Source organism: Psychrobacter sp. M4 (genome assembly GCF_055699795.1).
This window is the reverse complement of the sequence record NZ_CM146740.1, coordinates 635,656-659,584: the sequence shown is the minus strand read 5'-3', so window position 1 is coordinate 659,584 and position 23,929 is coordinate 635,656. Positions and strand designations below refer to the sequence as shown.

22 protein-coding genes are annotated in these 23,929 nt (G+C 42.5%); 8 read left to right on the top strand and 14 right to left on the bottom strand.

Going from position 1 to position 23,929, the window contains the following annotated elements; all coding sequences use genetic code 11:
* Nucleotides 1-22: 22 nt before the first annotated feature.
* Nucleotides 23-1,498 (bottom strand): GGDEF domain-containing protein, encoded by a 1,476-nt coding sequence (locus ACR63N_RS02845; protein ID WP_367106332.1) that lies wholly within the window; start codon nucleotides 1,496-1,498, stop codon nucleotides 23-25.
* A gap of 498 nt (nucleotides 1,499-1,996) precedes the next feature.
* Complete coding sequence (locus ACR63N_RS02840; RefSeq protein WP_367106331.1) at nucleotides 1,997-2,887, bottom strand: PHP domain-containing protein; 891 nt, start codon at nucleotides 2,885-2,887, stop codon at nucleotides 1,997-1,999.
* A gap of 232 nt (nucleotides 2,888-3,119) precedes the next feature.
* On the opposite strand from ACR63N_RS02840, the gene ispZ reads away from it, so the two are divergent.
* The 5 genes from ispZ to ACR63N_RS02815 all read left to right on the top strand — a co-directional run bounded on the left by ispZ (nucleotide 3,120) and on the right by ACR63N_RS02815 (nucleotide 7,098).
* Nucleotides 3,120-3,671, top strand: coding sequence for a septation protein IspZ (gene ispZ / locus ACR63N_RS02835; protein ID WP_367105672.1), 552 nt, complete (start codon nucleotides 3,120-3,122; stop codon nucleotides 3,669-3,671).
* Between the two features lie 73 nt (nucleotides 3,672-3,744).
* Entirely contained in the window at nucleotides 3,745-4,068 is a 324-nt protein-coding gene (locus ACR63N_RS02830; RefSeq protein ID WP_367105671.1) for a YciI family protein, read from the top strand.
* Between the two features lie 50 nt (nucleotides 4,069-4,118).
* Complete coding sequence (locus ACR63N_RS02825) at nucleotides 4,119-4,517, top strand: hypothetical protein (protein ID WP_367105670.1); 399 nt, start codon at nucleotides 4,119-4,121, stop codon at nucleotides 4,515-4,517.
* A gap of 61 nt (nucleotides 4,518-4,578) precedes the next feature.
* Complete coding sequence (gene mnmC1 / locus ACR63N_RS02820) at nucleotides 4,579-6,657, top strand: FAD-dependent 5-carboxymethylaminomethyl-2-thiouridine(34) oxidoreductase MnmC1 (protein WP_367106329.1); 2,079 nt, start codon at nucleotides 4,579-4,581, stop codon at nucleotides 6,655-6,657.
* A gap of 15 nt (nucleotides 6,658-6,672) precedes the next feature.
* Nucleotides 6,673-7,098, top strand: coding sequence for a secondary thiamine-phosphate synthase enzyme YjbQ (locus ACR63N_RS02815; protein WP_367106328.1), 426 nt, complete (start codon nucleotides 6,673-6,675; stop codon nucleotides 7,096-7,098).
* Nucleotides 7,099-7,156: 58 nt separating this feature from the next.
* Here ACR63N_RS02815 and ACR63N_RS02810 read toward each other — a convergent pair whose 3' ends face one another.
* From ACR63N_RS02810 to ffh, 7 genes are all read right to left on the bottom strand, one after another.
* A complete protein-coding gene (locus ACR63N_RS02810) occupies nucleotides 7,157-7,786 on the bottom strand; it encodes a DUF4112 domain-containing protein (RefSeq protein ID WP_367106327.1) in 630 nt (209 codons plus the stop codon).
* Nucleotides 7,779-8,717, bottom strand: a complete 939-nt coding sequence (ubiA, locus tag ACR63N_RS02805; RefSeq protein WP_367106326.1) for a 4-hydroxybenzoate octaprenyltransferase — start codon at nucleotides 8,715-8,717, stop codon at nucleotides 7,779-7,781. Before ubiA ends, ACR63N_RS02810 begins: the two co-directional genes overlap by 8 nt.
* A gap of 13 nt (nucleotides 8,718-8,730) precedes the next feature.
* A complete protein-coding gene (locus tag ACR63N_RS02800; RefSeq protein WP_367105665.1) occupies nucleotides 8,731-8,976 on the bottom strand; it encodes a hypothetical protein in 246 nt (81 codons plus the stop codon).
* A 46-nt stretch (nucleotides 8,977-9,022) separates the two neighbouring features.
* Entirely contained in the window at nucleotides 9,023-9,913 is an 891-nt protein-coding gene (locus ACR63N_RS02795) for a class I SAM-dependent methyltransferase (protein ID WP_367105664.1), read from the bottom strand.
* 3 nt (nucleotides 9,914-9,916) lie between these two features.
* Entirely contained in the window at nucleotides 9,917-10,759 is an 843-nt protein-coding gene (locus ACR63N_RS02790) for an undecaprenyl-diphosphate phosphatase (RefSeq protein WP_367105663.1), read from the bottom strand.
* Nucleotides 10,760-10,903: 144 nt separating this feature from the next.
* Nucleotides 10,904-11,623, bottom strand: a complete 720-nt coding sequence (gene tsaB, locus ACR63N_RS02785; protein WP_367105682.1) for a tRNA (adenosine(37)-N6)-threonylcarbamoyltransferase complex dimerization subunit type 1 TsaB — start codon at nucleotides 11,621-11,623, stop codon at nucleotides 10,904-10,906.
* A gap of 240 nt (nucleotides 11,624-11,863) precedes the next feature.
* Entirely contained in the window at nucleotides 11,864-13,408 is a 1,545-nt protein-coding gene (gene ffh / locus ACR63N_RS02780) for a signal recognition particle protein (RefSeq protein ID WP_367105662.1), read from the bottom strand.
* Between the two features lie 450 nt (nucleotides 13,409-13,858).
* Here ffh and ACR63N_RS02775 point away from each other — a divergent pair, with 450 nt between their 5' ends.
* Nucleotides 13,859-14,650, top strand: coding sequence for a cytochrome C assembly family protein (locus ACR63N_RS02775; protein ID WP_367105661.1), 792 nt, complete (start codon nucleotides 13,859-13,861; stop codon nucleotides 14,648-14,650).
* Between the two features lie 8 nt (nucleotides 14,651-14,658).
* Here ACR63N_RS02775 and purU read toward each other — a convergent pair whose 3' ends face one another.
* Complete coding sequence (gene purU, locus ACR63N_RS02770; RefSeq protein WP_367105660.1) at nucleotides 14,659-15,570, bottom strand: formyltetrahydrofolate deformylase; 912 nt, start codon at nucleotides 15,568-15,570, stop codon at nucleotides 14,659-14,661.
* Between the two features lie 253 nt (nucleotides 15,571-15,823).
* Nucleotides 15,824-21,460 carry a beta strand repeat-containing protein gene (locus ACR63N_RS02765; protein WP_472782422.1) on the bottom strand — a complete coding sequence of 1,879 codons (5,637 nt, stop codon included), beginning with the start codon at nucleotides 21,458-21,460 and terminating at the stop codon, nucleotides 15,824-15,826.
* Between the two features lie 476 nt (nucleotides 21,461-21,936).
* Between ACR63N_RS02765 and rpmB the strand changes: the two genes are divergently transcribed.
* On the top strand, nucleotides 21,937-22,173 hold the full coding sequence (rpmB, locus tag ACR63N_RS02760; protein WP_367105658.1) for a 50S ribosomal protein L28: 237 nt from the start codon (nucleotides 21,937-21,939) through the stop codon (nucleotides 22,171-22,173).
* Between the two features lie 129 nt (nucleotides 22,174-22,302).
* On the top strand, nucleotides 22,303-22,458 hold the full coding sequence (gene rpmG / locus ACR63N_RS02755; RefSeq protein WP_010201403.1) for a 50S ribosomal protein L33: 156 nt from the start codon (nucleotides 22,303-22,305) through the stop codon (nucleotides 22,456-22,458).
* Nucleotides 22,459-22,546: 88 nt separating this feature from the next.
* Here the strand turns inward: rpmG and ACR63N_RS02750 are convergent, their stop codons facing one another.
* The 3 genes from ACR63N_RS02750 to ACR63N_RS02740 form a co-directional block, all read right to left on the bottom strand.
* Nucleotides 22,547-22,858, bottom strand: a complete 312-nt coding sequence (locus ACR63N_RS02750) for a hypothetical protein (protein ID WP_367105657.1) — start codon at nucleotides 22,856-22,858, stop codon at nucleotides 22,547-22,549.
* Between the two features lie 191 nt (nucleotides 22,859-23,049).
* Nucleotides 23,050-23,361: a hypothetical protein gene (locus tag ACR63N_RS02745; protein WP_367105656.1), complete on the bottom strand. Its 312-nt coding sequence runs from the start codon at nucleotides 23,359-23,361 to the stop codon at nucleotides 23,050-23,052.
* 54 nt (nucleotides 23,362-23,415) lie between these two features.
* Nucleotides 23,416-23,793 carry a hypothetical protein gene (locus ACR63N_RS02740; RefSeq protein ID WP_367106323.1) on the bottom strand — a complete coding sequence of 126 codons (378 nt, stop codon included), beginning with the start codon at nucleotides 23,791-23,793 and terminating at the stop codon, nucleotides 23,416-23,418.
* Between the last annotated feature and the right edge of the window lie 136 nt (nucleotides 23,794-23,929).

The following is a 23,929-nucleotide window of genomic DNA, read 5'->3' as shown; positions in this document are numbered from 1 at the left end:
TAGTCTCTATCAGCAAACAAGTTCAAACGCAAACGACATTAGTAGCTATAGAATGGACTATATCGCTGTCTGTATCTGGCATTTGATTAGCACTTACAACTTGATTGCGTCCTTGAGCTTTTGCTTTATATAGAGCCTTATCTGCAATACTTATTAAACGCTGGCAGGTATCAATAGGTAGTTGGGCGCGAACCATATCACAGCTTCTTGTCATTAACTGGCCTTTTTGGCGTGATTTTGTCCTGCGGCGCTTGATCGGAAGTGTCGTAGCATCCTTTGGTGCAGTCGCTAGATACTCCTGTTTAAGAAACGCACGCGCACAGTGTGTCAGCGTATAAAGACCCAAACTTGCTGTCACCTTAAAATTAGGCCCATTGTCAACTTGAACCACGTATCTTGCGATCTCGGAGCGCAGTTGTTCGGCAATGCTCATCGCTGCATCATGTGGCGTATCAGGTAGAATAATCAAGAACTCTTCACCACCATAACGACTAACACAATTCTTCTCGCCAAGAGTATTCGTCAATACACCAGCGACTTCTTTTAGCACCTGATCGCCTACGTCGTGACCATAATTATCGTTAATGTTTTTGAACAAATCTAAATCAAGCAAAATGACACTGTAGTCTTGGGCGCTGTTTAGAGTGGCTAACATCTGCTTCATTCTTTTTAAGCCATAACGGCGATTCTTAAGACCCGTTAATTCATCATGACTAGCGTACTGCAGTATCTCTTTTCTACTTTTATCTAGTATCAATAGTAGCGTACTAAATACATATACCATAAAGATAGCTTTAGGTAGTGCTAGATATATATGGGTTGAACGCCAGAAAAATATCGATGAGCGCCTGATCTCATTAATGCTATCCCAGCTAAGAGTACCGTCTTGGAAAATGGAGGCCGCAATTGCGTTTTCGATAGAAACCATTTCGCTATAACCTTGATCACTGTAAGCACCAAGTGGTACAGCAGTATTGGTCAACTGACGCATATTAGGTAGATTGATACCCAAATAAGGAGAGATGGTTACCAACAAGATAAGGAAAATTTGAAACAAAAAAGCATACCAAATATAGCGCCGCCGCACGAGCATCATCGCCAACATAGTACCACCAACTAGCGATACACCAGACACAAGGCTACTATGCCCCATCACTAAGACTACGATAGCGATATATAAACTATAAATACCAATGAGTACGATTTGCCAGTGGTGTAGTCTTTTATAGTCGTTTTTTATGTGCGATAAATGACCTACCATCCACCAAAAAAATAACCCTATTATCGTTATGATTAGCCACGATGGATACAACAGCACCATGTCTACATAACCATCAAAAGAGTCTCGCCCTATCCATACAAACAAACACCATAACCAATGCATGGTGATTTCCATGACAATAAATAAAGCCAATAATGATGCTCTATCTGCAGCTTGCCACTCAAAAATAATTTGAGAGAGCTTTTTGTAGCCTAGCTGGTATATAGATACAGACATATATGCGTTACCACGTGCCTATTTATCCTATCGCTACTATTAAATAAAAAATTTTACTAATTATTTATAATGATAGGTTGATAGATGGGTTTGAAGCATCAAAAGTATGATACTTTTATTATTATACCGCTTACTTTATTAATACAATAAAAACTATAATACTACATTAAGTACAACTAATATACTAATTTACAGCAATATTATAGAAACAATAAAATATGAGTTAGTATGAAAAATTACAAAATTAACCATCAATAACCTATATGTACTGTTCATTTTTACATAAGCTCTATACAAGAGCAACAATATATTCTATTTAGTGAATATTATTTTTATTTGTATGAAACCGAATCGTACATAAGTACTATAATCTCAATAGCAAAAGAACAGTTTTGATAGCAAACGAGAAGACTAAATAAGAAGTTTGGCAATTTTTAGATGACATAGCAATAAGATTATTATGGAGGGCATTTATAGACGATATATGGTTTATTGCCATTATATTTGATAGCCCTCATGTCGAAAGAGCTGCCAAACTCCCCGTTGGTCGGCAGTTAATGCAGGTACATCACCGATACGTCGCCACGGCATATTACTACCATGAAAATCACTACCGGTTGACGTTGTTAGTTGATGCTCATTGATACTACGATCAACCATTCGTCGCGTACTTAGTGGTTCACTGTTGCTTGGCAGCTCACAAGCATCGCCGCCAAGCTCTGCAAACTCTTTGATGAGCTTACGTACTCGAGTGGCTGACAGCTGGTAGCGAGTTGGATGCGCAAGTACCGCTTTGCCACCGCAAGCGTGGATCAGCTCAATACCGCGCGCCATGCTAAGCGCATCAATAGCGACATAAGCGGGTTTATTGTCGGCAAGATACTTATCAAAAGCTTGCTGCACGGTTTTGACTTCTCCGCGCTCAAACAATACTTGTCCAATATGAGCGCGTCCAACCGCCTGTGGATTGCCATCTGCCTTGGCGCAAACTTGTTGCCAAAGCTCATCATAATCAATAGCTAGCAGTTCACTGAGCTTTTTAGTAATACGTTGACCACGAGTAGCGCGGCTGTCTTGTAGTTGCTGCAGACTTGCATGCATTTTGGCGCGATCAGTGAAATCCAAACCTACTACATGAATAATTTTATTCGTGGATTTGTTCTTGCCATAGCCCCCACTTAGCGTATGCTCGCAGCTGATCTCTACTCCATTGATAAAGGTCATACCACAGTCTGTCGCAGCAGCGCGTGCCTCATCAATACCTGCCAAAGTATCGTGATCGGTCAATGCTAAAACGTCGACTCCAGCGGCATAAGCACGTCTGACCACCTCTGTCGGCGCATAGGTGCCATCAGAGCAAGTACTGTGGCAATGTAAATCAATTTTCATAAAGCTGGCCTCAATCTATAAATTAAAATATTAGATGTAGATAACGATAATTGTAAAACTAATGGTAAAAATATTGTAAGTCAGTTTTTTAGCAAGTAGCTGCTGCTGAGTGTCCATTAAGCCCGCTAATAAGATATCATTGTTATAGTGGCGTTACCGCGTTGATTGCTTTTTTTTAGCGCAGTAGACGTGTAAACTACCCTATACGTTTTTGTTGGACATCCTCTTTATTATGAAAGCTTTACTAGACTTCATTCCCCTAATCGCCTTTTTTATTGCTGCTCGTCAATACGGCATTTTAGCGGCAGCTGGTGCGCTCTTGATTGCTACTGTAGCTGTCTATGCCATTCACTTTATACGCCAAAAGGGCAAGTTTGATAAGCAGCAATGGATTGTCTTGTTATTAACAATTCTATTTTGCGGCGGTACGTTGCTCCTGCGTGATGATATCTATCTACGCTGGAAGTCGCCAATTATCAATGGTGTGTTTGCTTTGACTTTATTGATCAGCGCCGCTATCAATAAACCTTTAATACAACTGGCGATGAAAGATGTCTTTGCGCTTACTATGAGCGGGTGGAAAAGACTAACCGTCGCTTGGGCGCTGTTTTTTGCTCTTATGGGTGTCTTGCATTATATCACGGCATTCACTATGTCTGATGAGGCATGGATCAACTTTAAAACCTATGGTTGGATTCCGATTATGTTGGTGTTCGTTATTGCTCAGTTTGCCGTACTTAAGAACCATCTAAACCCGGCGATAACGGACAAAGCCACTAAATAAAGTTGTTAGTGCCCTTTTGTAGTCTAACGCCGACTATTTATTGTTTAAATTTACCGTTTATCAAGGAGTTGCAATGCCAGCATTTGTTATTATCGGTCATGACGTCGCAGACAGTAGCGCGCAACGTCAGATCTCGCGTACTGAACATATTGAACGTTTACAAATTCTAGAGCGTGAGCAGCGTCTCATTATCGCAGGTCCCACGCCTATTGAACACGGCTTGGATGCCATGTCAGGCAGCCTTATTATCGCTGACTTTGAGTCTTTTGAAGCGGCGCAAGCTTGGGCAAGTGCTGAGCCCTATTTGCGCGATGGGGTCTACAGTCATGTCGATATTAAACCCTTTATTAAAGTATTGCCTCAAGATACTGACAACGTAAAGGTAGCAAAAGCGTGATTCAACTATGGACAGCAGTATTATTAATAAAACCTTTTAGTAAACAAAGTTTGAAACACAGTTTGATAGGTATCATCCTACTCGCCGCTTTAAGTATATCGATTATAGAGGTACAAGCGGCAGCGGTAGTGAACGCTGATGAGACGTTATCAGAGCAAACGTCAGAACCCAATACTGCCTCTACAGTAGATACGGCTACCACGAATAATCAGACTTTGGCCGCCCAGCTTCAACCTTCTGAGAGTGCTCTTTCAAACGCTAATCAAAAGCTGCTTAGTCAAAACGCACAGTTACAACGGCAAGTCAACGACCTACAAACTCAGGTCAACGTTTTGGTATTTGAGAGCAGAGGTCAGTTGTTTTTATATGGTGCTTTTACCGTTATTATCAGCTTATTGGTCGGTATCTTTATCTCGTGGCTAGTATTTGTACGCCGTGATCGCTGGTAATTTTATTCTTATAAAGAATGTCTTTTATATAAGCCCTTTTTATATTTTGTACTGAGCTTGCATGACTTTTATCGATAATCCTGATCCCAGCGCTAACAACAGTGCTGATAATTATCAGAATACCGAACATCCCAATGTCATTATTCCGGCCAAGATCGACTGGCAAATAGATGATACGGGCAATCAAGTGCCGGTATCAGGTGAGTTTGGTGACGTGTATTTTTCACATGCAGATGGATTGGCAGAGTCGCGTCATGTTTTTCTAGATAACAATTGGCTGCCTGAGCGTTTGGTAAACCTACGCTCTTATCAAAGCTTTACAGTTGCCGAATTGGGGTTTGGCACTGGGCTTAATGTGCTAGCACTGTGGCAGTTATGGCGACAACTTCGTGCTGTGTACTCACACCTAACAACGGCTCGACTGCACATCATCACCACTGAAAAGCACCCGATAACGCTTGCAGATTTAACTCAAATACTAGGGCTATGGAGACAACGCGCTCCTGAATTGGCTGAACTGATTGATAAGCTATTAAGCGCCTATCCTACACTTATCGCAGGCTGTCATCGCCTTTGCTTTAATGAAGATGATTTAATACTTGATATCTGGTTAGGTGATGCAGCTATTAGCTTGGCAAAATTAGAAACGCAAGTTATTAGTGAGCAAACCGCGCATGTCGACGCTTGGTTCTTGGATGGTTTTGCACCTTCTTGTAATGAGTCTTTATGGACGACAGCGATATTTGCACAAATTCAGCGTTTGTCACATACAGGCACCACTGCGGCTACCTATAGCTGTGCCGGTGTGGTCAAACGCGGCTTGCAAGCTGGCGGCTTTAGCATCAAAAAAGTAAAAGGCTTCGGGCGTAAGCGGGAGATGTTAACCGCTGTTATGAAAGATAATTTAGAAACTAAAGACTTAACTTCTATTAAAAGCGATCAAAAAACAACTCCCAAACTGGATCATATTATCGTTATCGGAGCGGGTGTATCCGGTTTGATGGCAGCATGGTCGCTTGCCAATCGTGGTATAAAAGTCACTTTGCTAGATAAAATAGCGCCACTAGCCGGGGCATCTGGTAATCCACGCGCCCTCTTAGCACCAAAAATGACGCCTATCCATCACGCTGATGAGCACTTGCATACTATAGGTTATCTTTATAGCAGTCGACTATATCGACAACTTAACAATATGGCCACTATAAATAATACAGCGCCTATTATAGAGATGACAGGAGCACTGGATTTATTAATGAAGGCCAATGTTACTACCGAACAAATTGCTGATTACCCAGACAGTATGGCAACCACATTATCAAATGATCAGGCGCAGCAAAACAGCGGGTTAAAAGTACAAGATTTATCCGAAAATCTTTATCTGCCTCAGTCGGGCTTGGTCAATCCGCAATCTTTAAAGCAGGTAGTCTTGGCGCATGCTTTGATTAGCTTTTGCCAAATCGCTGTTGACGACATAGAAGAGACTCAGACCCAAATTAGTATCAGTGGTAAAGGTAAAGAACAAAACACGCTAGTCATTGCTGCAGATAATGTCGTCATTTGCGCCGCTTTTGAGAGTCACTATTTAGATAAGCGTATTTTCGATTGTCGCAAAATTCGCGGTCAACTGTCTTGGTTTATTGCAACCGAAGCGCAAATAGCCAGTCTGCCTAAAATACCGCTTAAATATGGCGGTTATTGTACGGCGTTTATGGGCCAAAAAGACGATAGTGATTTGAATAACGTTGAGGAGGCGCAGACGCATTTTTTACTGGGCGCAAGCTTTATACGCAATGATACTGCAACTGATATTCGCGCCAGCGAGCACAAGGTTGGCCGTGAAAAATTGGTGACGGTTATTCCGGAATTAGAAGCTATCGTTCCAGTGGATACGGATAAATGGCAAGCTCGCGCTGGTGTACGCACGCAAACGCCTGATTATCATCCGATGGTCGGTCAATTGGGTAACAGTGCTCGGCTATGGACACTTAGTGCGATGGGCGCTAAAGGCTATGCTTTTGCGCCCATTTGTGCTGAGGCGCTTGCCGATATGATGTTAGGAGACTTTGCGCCGTTGTCCGCTTCGATGCTGTCAAAACTATCGCCCAATCGTAGTAGATTACAAACGCCTTTAGACTCATAGCGAAAGGAGCAAACTATGCCCTATCAGCAAACTACTCTTACCCTACCCGCTTATAATCGCGGTATTCACATTATTACGCCACTCATCGAAAAAGCGGTCCGTGAACTGATCTCCACATCAGCAAACGCAGGCTTAGTGCACTTATTTTTGCAGCATACCTCGGCAAGTTTGGCTGTTAATGAAAACGCTGACCCTGATGTGCGGCTTGACACTGAGGACTGGCTGAATAAAATCGCGCCCGCTGATCAGACTGAATATCGTCATACTTTAGAGGGAAGTGATGATTTGCCAGCGCATTTTAAGAGTATGATACTTGGGGTCAGTCTGACAATACCGCTTGTGAACGGTGCACTTGGCCTTGGGACATGGCAAGGTATTTACTTATGTGAGCACAGAGATTATGGCGGACAGCGCAAACTGATTATTACGATTAGTACATAGAATAGGACTTGAGGATAGGTGGCGCTTAAAGAAGGCAACTTTCTAGTTTCAGATTGCGTTAGCCGAAGCCTGTGGATCTACTAAACACCTCGACCAACCAGCTACCGATGCCCCACAGTCCCCATCCAATCAGAATAATAATGATCAAACCGATGATATCGGGAATATGCAAGTACAGCCAAGCGACGATAGGATTGCGCCACAAGCGGCTATTACGCTGCTTATCTTCTAAGCTTTGATGCAAAAACGGTCTATCCATATGGGTGGTGTCACGAATACCGTACTCTTCTTCAATATGCCGATGCACGATGCTTAACGTCTTACGGCTAGGACGGATAAATATGTCTAGTAAGGTGCCAACGGCTGGGATGATACCTACCACCGTATCGATGAGTGCTAAGCGTACCGCTGGCGTCATCTTGCTAACCGGAACGCCAAGCTTGCAACCCAATACAAAAGCATAGCTGGTTAACGCTAAGCCTGCCAAATCACCCGCTAAAGGAATGGTAGATAACGCCGCATCTGCGCCCATACCTTGTTTGGTAAAAGGAATACGCACCACTGAATCCATAGCATTAGCAAACTTGGCTAACTTGCGCTCAGTGGCAATGACCTGCTCGCGGGTTAAGCCCTGCTCAGCAAGATTAAGCTCATATTTTGTTTGTAGATTTTTATTTAATTTAGCCATTAAAAGTGGTCCATAGACAAGAGAGTGCCACTAAGGCAAAAACATAGCGTCCGACCCAAATATTAGCCAAAAATGCTTGAAAGCAAGCAAGCGCTTGTCGACTACCGCAAGCGCTATTTTGCTTAGCAAACATCATCGCGACCAGCGCTAAGCCAAATACAGGTACGATACTCAAACTAGTCGGTGCAAAATAATGCCACAATACTACGCCCATAATGATCAAAAATAGCGTTTGTAGTATTGAGATTATGACCACATCATAGCGGCCAAACAGTATCGCGGTCGACTTGACGCCAATTTTTAAATCATCATCGCGATCTGCCATCGCGTACTGAGTATCATAAGCGACTGTCCAGCACATATAGGCGGCAAATAATAGCCAGCCCCAAATATCAGGCGCACCCTGTACCGCGACATAAGCCATCGGTATCGCCCAGCCAAAAGCGGCTGCTAAAAACACTTGCGGCAAATGGGTAAAGCGCTTCATAAAGGGATAGATAAAGGCTAAAACCACCGCACCAAGTGCCCAATAAAATACTTGAATGGGTAAAAATAGCAGTAAACTGGCACTAAGGGCGACCAGTACTACAAAAGTTATGACAGCCTCTTTACCAGTTAAACGCCCATCAGCCAGCGGACGACCTTTGGTTCGGCTCACATGACCATCCACTTTACGATCGGCAAAATCATTAATGGCACAGCCGGCCGCGCGCATCAAAATCGCGCCCAAAGCGAAAAGCACAAATACTTTAAGACTGGGCAAACCCGCGCTCACGCCCAGCTTTTGCGCTTGTCCCATTGCCGCTAGCATTACGCCCCAAAGCGTCGGCCATAATAATAGCTCAATGCCGACGGGCTTATCAAAGCGCGTTAGCTGCATATAAGCATATAGCTTGTCTTTAAAGCTGAGAGGTTGGCGGTAACTTGTCATAAACCAGTGCTCTTTAAACTTGCTGCCATAATTTGTTGGCTTCGATCAGTGATATCTCAGGATACTGCTTGCGTAAGGCTTTAATCGCCGCGACTTTATTATTTTGATTTAACTGTGCTTGCTTACGTAGATAGATCAACTGCTCTTGAGGATTACTAAGCTCTCTTAACCTCGCCTCAAGCCTCAGAATTCTGGTACGCAATATAATATTTATCAATAGCAAGCCTGCACCAGCGACCCAGACTATTATAGTTAGCATGGCTTACTCCTAGTTATGTGCTCATAGATAGAGTCATTAAACACGTTTATATAAAATAACCATCAAAACGTACCGCAGCATTATGCCAGCTCTCATCAGGCGACTGTTGTGCAAAAAACGGCGCTTGCTGAGGGCGCTTAACAATCACCCGACCTTGCTGCTGAGCATTGCAACTAATAAGGTCTTGAGCGCTTTGTAGTAGCTGCTGCTCTTCTATCAGCGTTGGCGGATGAGCTATTTGATGCAGCGCTTGCATCTGCTTACCCACCTTTGCGCCTCTACCTGTTTTGCTGTCTTGATAGCTATCTTCTGGAAACATCGGGTCTAGATATATCATATCTACGCTTTTGTGATCGATGTTTTTATTTTTAGTATTTTGCTTATTCGTAAAGTAGCGAAGCGCGTCAATATTTATAATATGCAGACGCGACATGAGTTTTTGCCAATTTGGTTGTAGATTCATGCGCCGCTGTTCATTGAGTAATAATAATGTCATGACAGGCTGCTGCTCAAGCATCGTTACTTGGGCGCCGCTACTCGCTAGTATCAAGCTATCATGACCAAAGCCTGCGGTAGCATCAATAACCACACTATCTGCTGTGATTTTCGCTGCCTGTAATAATAGCTCAGATTTACGTCCCGCGCTGACCACACGGCGCTGCATTTTATCCCATTCAGGAGCGACGCTCAGACCTGCACTTAGCAAAGACAGCTGATTTTTGTCATCTAGCAATAAAACAGCTTGACCATAATCAAGACTTAACTGCTGGCGCCGTTTTTGATTTAGTTTATCTTTTATCAGCTCGGCACTAAGACATAGTGACAACTGGTGCTGACTTGCTAGTGTTTGCAAGTGCGCAACTTGAGACTGCTGGGTCTCGCTAACATATAGCAGTTTACAAGGCTGGAGCGCAATCTGTGTTGTTGCTTCTGACACTTTCTACCCTGCCATCTGATAGCCAAAAACCCATGCGGCTACTAATACAATAATACCGGTAATGATACGTAGCCAAGCAAAGATTTTAAAATCACGGCGACTGACCCAAGCTACAAGCCAGCGAATACAGAGGAGCGCCACAATAAAGGATACCATCGTACCTACGCCTAATACCAACCAGTCCTCGCTAGTAGTCAAAACCTCACGGTGTTTGAGCAAATCAAGTAGACCTGCACCAATGATGACCGGAATACCCAAAAAGAAAGAAAATTCCGCTGACGCCTTACGCGAGACGCCAAGCCATAAGGCACTTATAATCGTCGATCCTGAACGTGAAGTTCCCGGTATCAAAGCTAAGCACTGAAACAGACCAATCATCAGTGCCGTTTTTAGGCTTACATCTTCAGCCTCTTGAGCAATAATAGCTTTGGGACGGTTCTCGACATAAAAGATCAGCAGACCACCGATAATGAGCATGATGGCAACCGTAATAGGGTTAAATAAATACCGCTTGATCTCATCAGCAAAAGTAAAGCCGACGATCATAACCGGAATAGTGGCAACAATTAAGCTCAACCCTAACTGCCTTGGATTATTCATGCCTTCAGCTTTGCCAGTGAGTAACCCCATAAGGGCTTGCCATAATCGTCCCCAGTAGTCATAAATGACCGCTAAGATAGCGCCTAGCTGAATCACCACTACGAATAAATCGACTTTCTCTTTTGTCCAAAATCCCATTATGTCGGCAGATAGAATCAAATAGCCGGTACTAGATATCGGTAAAAATTCAGTGATACCCTCGACGATACCCATGATAACGGCTTGAATTAATAAAAGTATATCCACAATCGCATTCCTAACAAAAGATCTAAAAACAGAATCATCAGCTGTCTTGTCTTTGTTTTTAATAGTTTGTGCACCTTTAGTGCTCGGTATTTAATTTTTTTAAAGTCACACCTAAAGTACAACGCTAATGCTATAAAGCAAGTACTAGGTCTTGCCTTGCTCTTTTAAGGTTTTCCATGCTTGGTTACGCAGATATTTTGGTAATGCCTCTGTAGCGCCCGTACCGCCAAACGCTGCAAACTGTATGACACCCAATTGTCCAATGACAGTAGCATCAGGCCAACTGTCTTCATAAAGCTTCTGGTCTTTATGTAAACTTAGCAAGGCTGCACCGTTACCGACAACGGGAATAGTTAGTTTAGTTTGACTATCGTAATCCAGCAGCTGCTCAGTACTTTCATGACCTTCTAAAACTACAGGTTCCATAGCGAGACTAGTAGGATCTTTAGCTAACTCCTCCATTGGCTGAGTTTGCAATTTATAATGACCAAAATAGACTTGCTGCATGCGCGCATCAAGAGCGCTATATACTTCTGTCAAACCATATTGTTGATAAGCTTTTTGGGCGATAGCTTGCAAGCTTGACACACCGACGCAGGGTAGATCGTGAGCGACGGACAAGGCTTGCACCACTGCAGTATTAATGCGAATACCACTAAAAGCGCCAGGGCCGCGATTAAATATCAGCGCTTGTATATCAGCAAGTTTTAGTTGACTCTCAGACAACGCTATATCAATCATGGGTAGAATCTGCTGGGTTTGCTGCCGTTTACCCTTTTCGGTATGATTAGATATGACCTGACCTGAAGCATCTAATATCGCCACCGAACACTGATCAAATACGGTATCCATAGCTAAAAACATCATGACCTCGATTAAATCTACTGATTTGACAAAATAGCGCTATGATAGCATTTATGTATATAACTTTATTGAGTGCTACGTTTTTCATAACATAAAAGCTTTAGAGGCAATAGCGGCAACAGCCTAGCTGTTATAACAATACAATAGTTATAAAAGTACAATAGTTATAAAAGCACAACCGTTATAAAAAATCCCAAAGCTGATAGCAGTTTTGGGATTTTTATTTTTACGATACACTGATTAAAAACGTGTTTTAAACTTTTTTGGTCCCTGATTTTGCATCTCTTGCATCTGCTTTTGCACCTCGTCTTTGCTTGGCAAGTTGTTGGGATCGAGCCCCATTTGCTTAGCCATTTGTTCAGGGTTCACGTCTTTGACACCGCCTTGCTGGCCGCCGCCAAATAAAGGACCACCGCCGCCCCCAGCTGCGCCGCCGCCCATCAAACCTTGCATAGACTTCATCATTTTACTAATACCCTCAGGTTTTGAGATCATTTTCATCATTTTTGCCATTTGCTTATGCTGCTTGAGCAAACGGTTGACGTCTTGAATCTCTCTGCCAGAACCTGCGGCGATACGGCGTTTACGGCTAGGGTTGATCTTGTCTGGATTTTGACGCTCAAAAGGGGTCATGGAGTTGATCAAAGCCTCCATCTCCTTGACCTTCTCTTCAGGTTTGGCCTCTTCGACCGCTTTTTGCATATCAGAGCCGCCCATACCCGGCATTTTATCTAAAAAGCCTGACATACCGCCCATGTTTTTCATCTGCTGAAACTGGGTTAATAGATCCTCAAGGTCGAAATCTCCGCCCTTTTGCATCTTCTTAGCCATTTTTTCAGCTTTATCGCGATCAATCTTTTGCTCGACCTCTTCAACCAAGCTTAGGACATCACCCATACCAAGGATACGCTGAGCAATACGCTCAGGGTGGAACAATTCAAGCGCGTCTAACTTTTCGCCGCGACCTAAGAACTTAATAGGCTTACCGGTAATCGCCCGCACTGATAATGCCGCGCCGCCGCGTGCATCACCATCCGTTTTGGTTAAAATAACACCAGTCAATGGCAACGCATCGTTAAAGGCTTTAGCGGTATTAGCCGCATCTTGCCCCGTCATCGCATCAACGACAAATAAGGTTTCAGAAGGATTAACCGCTGCGGTCAAGGCTTTGATCTCATCCATCATCATATCGTCGATAGCTAAGCGGCCAGCCGTATCAATAATCAAAATGTCCTGATACTGAATTTTGGCCTCTTCAATCGCCCGGCGCGCAATATCGATTGGGTTCTCATCGACGCTTGAGTTGACAAACTTGGCGTTTACTTGCCCCGCTACTTGCTCAAGCTGTTTGATAGCCGCAGGACGATAAACGTCAGCGGAGACCAGCATGACCTTTTTCTTTTGGCGCTCTTGCAAGTATTTGGCTAATTTGCCCGCAGTCGTAGTTTTACCGGCACCTTGCAAACCTGCCAGTAAATAGACCACTGGCGGCTTACCGGTCATCTCAAGCTGCTGATTGGCGCTGCCCATCATCTCGGTCAGCTCATCGTGAACGATTTTGACAAAGGCTTGTCCGGGCGCTAGCTCTTTGAGCACTTCAGCCCCGAGCGCTTGCTCTTTGACGCGCTTGACGAAATCACGGGTTACTGGCAAGGCGACGTCGGCCTCAAGTAGTGCCATACGCACTTCACGCAAAGTGTCTTTAATATTGTCTTCAGTCAGCTGACCGGTACCGACGATATTGCGCAAACTCGACGATAGACGTTCGGTTAAGGTATCAAACATAATAGCTCTCTGTTAATAATGTATTCAGTTAATGGTTTATTTAATAAATATTTTATTAGTGTATAACGTTAGGTTCTATAGAGTCGTCGTTTATAATGGTACATCTACAGGTTCTAGACTTGCGGTTGCTACTATTTACAGTGACCGCTAATTTTTGGTTTTTACTATTTGGTTGCTGTTATAGGCAACACACGCTGTTAAGTACGCTAATCTCATTCAACCATTCTATAGTTACGCTTAAAATATAACTCTCTTAGCCAACAAATATTTTTTAGTCATAGTATCATGATGAGTAGTATCATTATGATAGTAATGAAGATGATTCTCAATTAGTCTGTATTTTATGATAAATTGAACGCTTATTCTAATCATATCATTTTAGCATCAACTTAAGCGCTCTTAGCTGTAACAGCTACACTATAGCGTCATGATATTCAACGAGGCTTGCCTGTGTTACTTGCATTTATGATAGCTAGTGCGGCCTATATCGCGGTTGGCATCTATATCGCGTGGTCACTAACTGCCAATAGAATGATCCGAAAGGACGTTAATTTGGTCTTATTGTTAATAGGGATGCTGGCACATGCAGCACTGCTATACCCCTACATCTTCACCTTATATGGACTAAATTTTAATCTATTTAATGTCCTTAGTCTAATTAGCTTATTTTTCTTGTTCTTTTACGTACTGTTTTCTTTATATCGTCCTATTGTCAGCTTAGGTATTTTGGCGGCACCAACGGCGTTCGTCGGTATGACCATCGGTTATATCGGCCGCGCGCCTTACCAGCCAATGACTGATGTTAGTGTCGGTCTTGAGGCACATATTATACTATCGTTTGCCGCCTATTGTGTGCTCTTGATGGCAACGGTACAAGCGCTATTTTTGCGACTGCAAATTCGTGAACTTAAGCACAAGACTATGCACCGCTTTTGGGTTAATAAACTGCCTCCGTTACAAAGTATGGAGAGCTTGTTATTCGATATGATATTGGTAGGCTTTATATTGCTTAGTATTGCTCTTGGGCTAGGCTTTATTTATGTAGAGGATTTACTGGCGCAGCACATCGCTCACAAAACCGTATTTAGCGTTTTGTCCTGGCTGCTATTTGGATTGTTATTGCTGGGTAATTGGCGTGCCGGCTGGCGTGGCAAACGCGCGGCCAATATGACCATTTACGCTTTCATTCTACTGGCTATTGGTTTTGTGGGCAGTAAGTTTGTTTTAGAGTTGGTGTTGTAGATTACATTTTAATTAAAGACCACCGTTTTATTACCCGTCACAATTACTCTGTTTTGTACATGCCAGTTTACCGCCCGCGCCAGCACGTTACGCTCAATATCGCGTCCAATCGCTCGCAGCTCTACAACGCTTTGCTTATGGGTCACGCGGTGTACATCCTGCTCAATGATGGGCCCCTGATCAAGATCGGCTGTCACATAGTGCGCTGTCGCCCCGATAAGCTTGACGCCTTTATCGTAAGCCTGACGATACGGATCAGCGCCTACAAAGGCTGGCAAAAATGAGTGATGAATATTGATAATCTGCATCGGCCAGCGCGCAACAAAGTCTGCTGACAATATTTGCATGTAGCGCGCTAATACCAATAAATCATTATCCGCTAGGCGCTCATGAATTCGAGCTTCTGCTTCAGCCTTGTTGTCTTTATTAACGGGCACATGATGAAACGGGATGCCGAAGTTCTCGACCGCTTGGCGCAAGTCTTCATGATTGCTAACCACTGATGTAATCTGACAATCTAGCAGTCCGCGCTGATGCCGCCATAGAAGATCTAGTAGGGCGTGATCAAATTTGGAGACCAATATACCAACCTTGGTTTTGATCATATTATCGTGCAAGCGCCAAGTCATATCGTAGCGTTTGGCAACGGTATGGGAAAAGCTTACCTCAAAATTTTCGATAATGGCGCTTAAACCTGCCAGTACAAACTCCACGCGCATAAAGTATTGCCCGCCTTCATGCGCGGTTGAATACTGATCAAGAGAGATGATATTACCGCTATAACGATGGATAAATTCAGATACCGCTTGCACAATACCAGCCTGATCACGGCATTTTATTAATAGCGTAGCGGTATCGATGGCAGTTTCGTCAGATATAAAGCTAGATGGAATATTAGATAAATTAGTAGTGTCTGACATAGTGCGTCCAATTAAGAAATAAAGCCGAAACTATTTGCCACTAATAAGTCGTAAAGTTGGAAACTTATTGACAATATAGTAAATCGGCTATTTTAGTCGCTTTTGAGTTATTTTGCGAACGAGACTGGACACTATTTAGTACGGACATTAGTACGGATAATGACTGATGTAAAAACCCCTGTAAATTGTATTTAACTTACAGGGGTTGGTTTATTATCACAAGGTTTCTTGTAAAACAGTTACCGCTTATGTATTAATCAACTTTAAGCACTCTTGAGAAACTAAAACCATTATTACTAACATCAATTGTAGACCCTATATCAAATGCTTGATCAAAGTCCACAAAGAAGGATTCAGTACTTGTGCTTGGAGGATTACTAGGCACACCGTTAATAGAAACGGCGTAGCCTGGTTGATAAGGGGATAACGATACGGTGGTTTTATTAGTCTGATCATTAACGCTTACGCTCATACTGTTGACACAAGTAGCTCCGCCAGTACCAAATGGACTGCTACCACCTATCCAAGGATTAAACAAGTTCGATCCTTCAACTCTCAGATCGTCTGCTAGATATGGCAAACCATAGTTAATACTTTGTGTGTTTTCACTACCGTTTAAGAATGTAGAAGCATCAAAGCGTACTTTAACCCAGTTCGAGTAGCGAATAGGATAGCGGATCTGGAAGTCAGCGCGACCTTCTTTATCAGTGACAAACGAATAACCATCATCTGATACTTGACCACCAATAATAGCGACTGGATTGATAGTCTCAAGACGGTCGTTATTGTTAATATCATCATCTTTATCTAAGGTGTAATTGTAATCAGGATCCTCTGTAGGCTTCCAGGTAGACTCAAATATAATCGGTACTTGTTCAGTAAAGGTACTGTTTATAAAACCTAAGTCCGTATAAGAAATATTGCTATCTAACAAACATACTCTGCCTTGTGCGTACTCGATAGCATAAGACTTAATTGATACTTCGGTATCGGTGACTGCACGGCCCGAACCATCCATGACAGAGATCGAGCCTTGTACCGTGTAATAGATATCATCAGAAGACAACTTATTACTGAACGCCAAAGTTGTATAAACGGCTTCTTTTGAAACCGTAATCTTTGCCTCTTTGGTACCAATTCCTGCGTTGTCATTTAATAAGCGGGCATTAATTACTACGCCGCCAATAGGTGAGCTGGCGTTTGCTAGATACATCACACGCGCCTCACCTTTACTATCGGTTACTGCAGTAGCTGCAGATAGACGGCCAGCTGATAAGTCAGCACTGCGACTAAAGACGACCGTTTGACCTTCTACAGGAACATCGTTTTTGTCCTTAACAGTAGCAACAACTTCAGTGCTACCGCCTGGTGTAATGACAGATTTTACCGCTTGAAATAGCATTTTTGCAGGCGTTGTCGCTCTAAAACGAGTATCTACTGTCGTTTGGTACTTCAGCCCGCCACTAGCACCATTATTAAGTATATTTAGCACTCTTGCTTGCAACACAGCCGTACCTGCAAATTGCGACTCTAAAGTAACAGGGACTGTAATAATATTGCCGTTTACATTACTAGCTGTAATATTTTTAGTGGTGATAACAGTATTATTAGCAAACCTACCTAATGTTGTTTGTACCTCTACTGCTTCACCAATAAGAGCTGCCGCTTGCGCTGCGGTATCAGTACGGACTTGAATGCTGACCGTCTGAGGCTCATTTACGTCGTAAAATTCTTTGATATCGACAAAACTGATACCTGCACGTGAGATTTTGACGAGGTCGATACTGTTGGCACTACGCTGCGTAATTAACTGACGCTCACCTACTGCCCTAGCAAAAACTCGCAAATTACCATTATTATCAAAGTTTAAAGCAGTTTCTCGAACGTTAAAGCTGGCTTCTCCATTAGCATCAGTAATAGTAGCATTAGTAATAACTTCTCCGTTACTATTTACCAGCTCCATACTAGCATTGCCAATAGGCAAGCCCGCTCCATCTACTAACGTAGTAGTAATGGTTGTATTACCACCATCTGCAAGCTGAGTTGCTGTCGCGGCAAGCGTAATCTCTGTGCCAACTGCTGATAAGCTTAACGACTTCTCTTCACGCACTTGCATACTGACATTGCCATCCTCGTCATATTGCGGCGTAACGATTTTGGCATTAATAACGACGCTATGATTAAGGCGTGCATTGACATTATTGGCTGTTAGTAATACACCAACATTTATCAAACCGCTAGCATCAGTAGTAACTATGCTTGGCGTAGATAGAGCGGCGCCGCTAGCTTCTAAGTTTTCAATACTTAACTGTACAGGCACCCCTACCAAGATGCCACCACTGCTATCGGTTACGCGGAAAGTAGCGCTAGTTTGATCGCCACCAGTGTTTAAAGTAGGTTTATCAGAAGAAGCTAGGATTTGATAGCTATCAATGCTGGTAGAATCTACAGCTACAATGTAGTTTTGCTCCAACTCAACATTTTCAGCAGTCGTTGTCGTAGCAGTTAAGCGAATACCAGCCTCTAAAGTAGCTTGATTGACATTAGCACCATCTGTGAGTGTAAGATCAAAACTAGCGACGCCATCATTGTTAGTCGTGGCTTTGCCATTAGCAATGCTTACGCCAGTCTTAATGGGGTCATCGACGTTCAAGCGTACTTCACGGCCTACGACACCACCCTTCTTATCAGTCACGCGTACAAAGACTTTAAACGTATCCCCTTGAGTGTTAACTACTTTGTTTGCACCAATGCTTAAGCTCTCTGTAGTACCTGTTGGCGTAACGGTATTGACAGTGACGGTTTGCGTAGCGATATTACCACTAGCATCAGCTGCCGATAATGCCACCACAAAACTATTACTAATAGCCGTTTTTTGCTCAGCGGTTAAGTTGTTGGGCACGGCAATGGTAAATGTTGCTTTGCCTGAATTGTCAGTGGTTTGATTGCCGCCAGAGACCAAGGTAACTCCTTGACGCGCAATAGAGGCTGGCAGAGCAAGGAACACTTTTTGTCCCTCTACAATATTGCCTTTACTGTCTTTAGCAATAACCTCAATCTGGCTCTCACCACCATTTAGGTTAAGTGCTTTTTTCGCACTGGCAAGTAAAGAGATAGCCGCGGTTTTAGACTGTACTTTAACCTTCGCTTGCTGCTGTTTTCCCGTTAATGTTTCTGTCAAGGTAGCGGTAAGCACCTGCTTGTTAAGCGCTTCTTTTTGCTCAGCTGTTAGATTATTTGGAACAACAATACTAAAACTTACCAAACCATTATCATCTGTAGTAGCGGTGATATTTGCTGAGCCAATTTGACCGTTGACAGTTAGCAAACTTGCCAGTGATTTATTATCAAAGGTAAATCTGATCGGTTGATTGGCTACTCGATCGCCAGATGACTGGTTATTAAGCTGACCCTGTATTCTAGTATCACTACCAGCATTATTAAGGATATAGCCGGCTTGATTGTCGATATTATTTGTTGCATTTAAAATATTTAAAGACACGGTAGGAGTAATAATATTAACTTTTTGTACGGCAGAATTATAAGTAATATTCTTTTCAACATAGAATAATTGATAGTTGATTCCTACGCTTTTGAGATCAGCGCGCTGCTTGGCAGTTAGGTTGTCTGGTATCTGAACGACGAAAGTTGCATCACCGTTGAAATCTGTGGTCGCCGTCTCTTGAGCAATAGTGACACCATAAGTTTGTGCTTTAGCACCTAATTGGATATCAACTTTTTGATTTGCAACGGCCTGGGCTTTATTGCCTTTAGCTGTCAGCCTAATATTAATGTTACCGCTACCACCAAGCTCGCTAATCGTTGGAGTGGTAATAGAGGCGAACTCAATGTTGGTGTCTGGTTGTTCAACCTTAATGGCCTGAGTAATTTTGGCTTGAGTACCATCTTCATCAGTTAAGACAGCAGTATAACTGATGCCAGACTTTATCAATTGATCACGCTGAGCGGCTGTCAAGCTTTGGTCAATTTTGACCGTGAATGTCGCTACGCCAGCGTCATTAGTGCTTTGCTGATTACCAACAACAGTCACGCCTGCGCCTTTATTAATGATGAGCTTTACTGAGCGAGCATTTGCAGCGCTACCATCTTTACGTTTACCAGTAACCTGTAGCTTAAACTGCTCATCTAAGACGCTAACGATCGCTGGTACGCTTTTGGCTGTCAAGGTAATATCGCTTTGTCCAATGTCTGAGCCAATTTTAATGCTCTCGCTCTGTACACTACTGGATACACCTGATTCTTCTTTAATACTGGCAACCAGTACGAACGCGACTGCTTTTTCTAGTTGTAATTTTTTCGCTTCAGTTAGGTTTTTAGGTACTCGTACGGTATAGCTTACCTCTCCTTTGCTACCTGTTACTTGCTCCGCGCTACCCTCTAAAGTCAATAATCCTGCTTTAGCTAAATCGCTAGGTAAGGCTGCGGTTACTGTCTGTCCAGCTACAACCCCACCACGACTGTCATTTACCCGAAAGCTAATAACAGCGCTGTCACCTGAGCTGGATAGCTGCTTTTTAGTGCTCTCATCAGCATAGATTTTATATTGCGCAGTTGGAACATATACAGTACTTGTCGATGTTTTTGTAGTGACAGAACGGTTAGGCTCACTTAGCGTTATAGTGTAGCTAATACTGTCTTTTGCAAGTTTTGTGCGCGCTTTGGCATCCAAAGTAGGCGCTACTATTAAAGCGACACTCGCTTGTCCTTTGTCATTTAAAACCAGAGTCTCGCGGCTTAAACTTACGCCATCAGGAGCATTATTGATTTTGACTTTTACTTTAGCATCTTTAATTTGAGTAGGTACTTTACTGCTTTTGGGCGCGGCAATAATTATAAGGTTTTGCGTATCACCGTAGGCACTCATCTGCTTTGAATTACCTGTGATATCTAGATTGTAATCAGAGACAGGAACGGCAACCTTTAGACGATCTGTTACTTTTTTGGTGGCTCCGCTTTTTTCTTTAATACTAATAGCGTAAGTGATACCTTTTAATAATTCTGTGCGAGCAGCAGCGGATAGGTTGTTATCTATCTTGAGGTTGAAGCTTACAGCGCCTTTACCATCGGTGATTTGGCTTGCAGGACTGATAGATACACCATCTAAAGGGTCAATGCCCAAACCTACCATTACGTCTGGGACTAGCGCGCCTCTTTCGTCTTTAACTTCAACGCTGAACACGGCTGTATCGCCATAAGGGTTTAAGACGTTGTTGGAGACAGAGCTGGTACTTATGCTTTGCTTGACACTAAGTTTACTAGCTATAACTTGAGTACCCTCACCGCTGCCTTTTTTGCTGACCGAAACTTTTAGCTCTTGCGGAGCAACAGCTTCACCTGTCGCTTTATTAGCAGTCGCCACTAAAGTAAAGCCGTTTTTTATCAGCTCAGCTTCATTATCAACGGCCTGTGGGTTCAGCTTAAGTGTATATACGGCATTGCCATCGCTATCAGTAGTTTGTACGCTCTTGCCTTCAATAGTAACACCATTGTTCTCAGAATCTTTGACTTGCAAACTGACATCTTTATCAACTACTGCTCCACCAGAATTTTTCTCGACCGCCTTTACAGTGGCTTTAAAGGTAACTTCCTGATCGGATAGCTCGATAATATTAGGAGTAACCGTCACTTTTTGTAAAAAGAAATCAGGTTCGGCATCGGGTAATTGGTTGTCGCCATTGTCATTGCCGCCACCTCCAGTACTACCAGTGCCGCCCGTACCCGGCTGCTGGATACCAAGATCAGGTTTTGGAGCGATAGAGTCAACGGTATCGCCATCACCTCCTCCTCCGCAGCCTGCTAGTGCTAGCGCGCAGGTTAAAGAAGTCAGTTGAAAAAACTTAGCAGTAAAGGGCAATGAGCTATACGACATATCTTGAGCCTCAAATTAACAATAATATATCTGTTTAGATAAGCAAGAATCGTTCCTAATATACAAATGTATAGAAAAAATAATTTTTATTGCTAAAAGGCTTTTTTATAACTGAGATAAATAAGTTGCGCGATAACGAACTTATGATACTAATTAGCGCTGGATCGTAAAAATACCTTTGTAGGTTAGTCAACCAATAACATAATGTTGTAAATTAAAGGTATAATAGGCAACTTAGAAGATGACACTTATCACAAAATAGTTTGAGTATTTGCCTAATTTATGGTATAAATGTCGCCTTTAAAATTTTCTGAATTGGTACGCTTGTCATCTGCCTTTAGTGACAGTTATACCAGCTCAACCTTCATATAGTTTTGTTTGGTGCAAGAGTGTTTGCTGTGTCCATGCCGCAAATTTACACAACTTGTCCAGACTAGTATGAGAAACCCTCATACTTCATAGATTAGGAGTTCCTCATGGCTAGAGTTTGCCAAGTAACAGGAAAGCGCCCTATGGTGGGTAACAATGTTTCGCACGCGAACAACAAAACCCGTCGTCGCTTTTTACCAAACCTTCACAACCATCGCTTTTGGGTGGAGTCTGAAAATAAATTTGTACGCCTACGTGTGTCTACCAAAGGTATGCGCGTTATCGATAAATTAGGTATCGATAAAGTGTTAGCAGATCTGCGCGCACAAGGTCAAAAGATTTAAGTTGCAAGGTAGCTCTTTGATGATAATTATTCAAAGAGCATAACCATTATCAATTGAGTTATTTTAAGACTCAGCAATTTATAACCAAAGACCTATTGTTAAAGACGCCCCTTCTACAGGAAAGCTATTATGAGAGATAAAATTAAGTTGGTATCAACTGCTGGTACTGGTTATTATTACACCACTACCAAAAATAAACGTACTATGCCTGGTAAAATGGAGATCAAAAAGTTTGATCCTAAAGTTCGCCAGCACGTTATTTTTAAAGAAGCAAAAATCAAATAGTACACCTTGCTATTTGATATACATAAAAAAAGGGTCTATCTTAACGGATAGACCCTTTTTTATTATATAGGTTAACTGACTACTTCAGTTAACTATAGTGCGTAGGCTCTTTATCGTAGACATGGGCGTGCCACTGGCTCATCTGTTTTTGCATTATAACTTGGATAGCAGCATGAATCATATGCTGGCCGATTGCTTGGGTATCACTTCCTAATAGTTCTTTGAGCTTATCAGAGAAATCTATGGTCATAAGAGGTTCATCATCTTGTTCAGCATCACGCAGTAACAATGTACCATCGTCTGCCTCCACTAATTCAAGAGTGGTCTCTTTGGCGAAACCTGAAAACCTATCTTGGTTATCATTCTCTACTTCTATTTCATTATCAATGTCATATGGCATCTAGGGTTTTCCTTAATTATACTGGCTTACTATTGCATAAAGCTTACTGTTTTTAGCAACTCTATAACAACGCAAGCAAATGTATTATAGTCATACAATGGACGCTTTGAGCCTAGAATTCAAGGCTGTTAGCATAAGTATTATGAATAAGGATGCGCTGATTAAAATTAATTTACTAAGGAGACAACACCTCAACGCCAATAGCGTAACTTCGCTAGAGTAAATAATAAAGCAACAAACATACCAAGATAATAAGCTAGCTTTAACTCAAAGCTTGGGTCACGATACTTAAATGGTAATGCCACGGCAGCAGTAGCTGTTGGAAGAATAAGGAGCATAAGTAGCCAGCTTTCAATAACGTGAAGCCAACCTTGCCAACCATCGGCGCGGCTTAACGATGCCAGTCCTAACAGTATACAAGCAATAATTAAGGCAATAAATAGACCATTGGGTAAATCTTTTGGAAAAATAATATCAGTAATGGTAGTCGATTCTTTTTGCATGCAAAATTCCAGTCATGACAAGAGAGCATGACTTAGTAATGAAAATGAATAGGTTTAGCTATAAGTGCCCATTATCCACAATAAAGAGACGCAAGAGGTCAGCAGGCCCAAGCTAATGGCATTTCTAGTTTCTATATGCATGCCTTTTACTTTATTTAATACTCGTGAACCCAGCCAAAACAATAAAGGAATACCTAATACAAAGACGGGTACCAAAACTGCAGCATGAAGAATCACCTCTGCTGGCTCATGACCTGCTAATAGACGAAAACCATAACCTGCCAGACTTAAAATAAGGGCAAAGATAGCTAATCCGATGGTAATACCTTTTGGTACTAGGCTAGGTGGTTGGTTTTGATGACTTTTCTGATCAAAATCACCCTCAGGTAGCCGAGTGGATGCAGACTCGGAAAATGAATGTTGTGTATCCATAGCTCACCTCGATTGTGCGTGCAATTAAATTGTCTCTCTATCTTAATGGCGTCATATGTTGATAAAACAACCATTTAACAAACAGCGTACCTCGATACAATAGTTTTGAAGATAAGTTGTGAAGATAAGTTGTGAA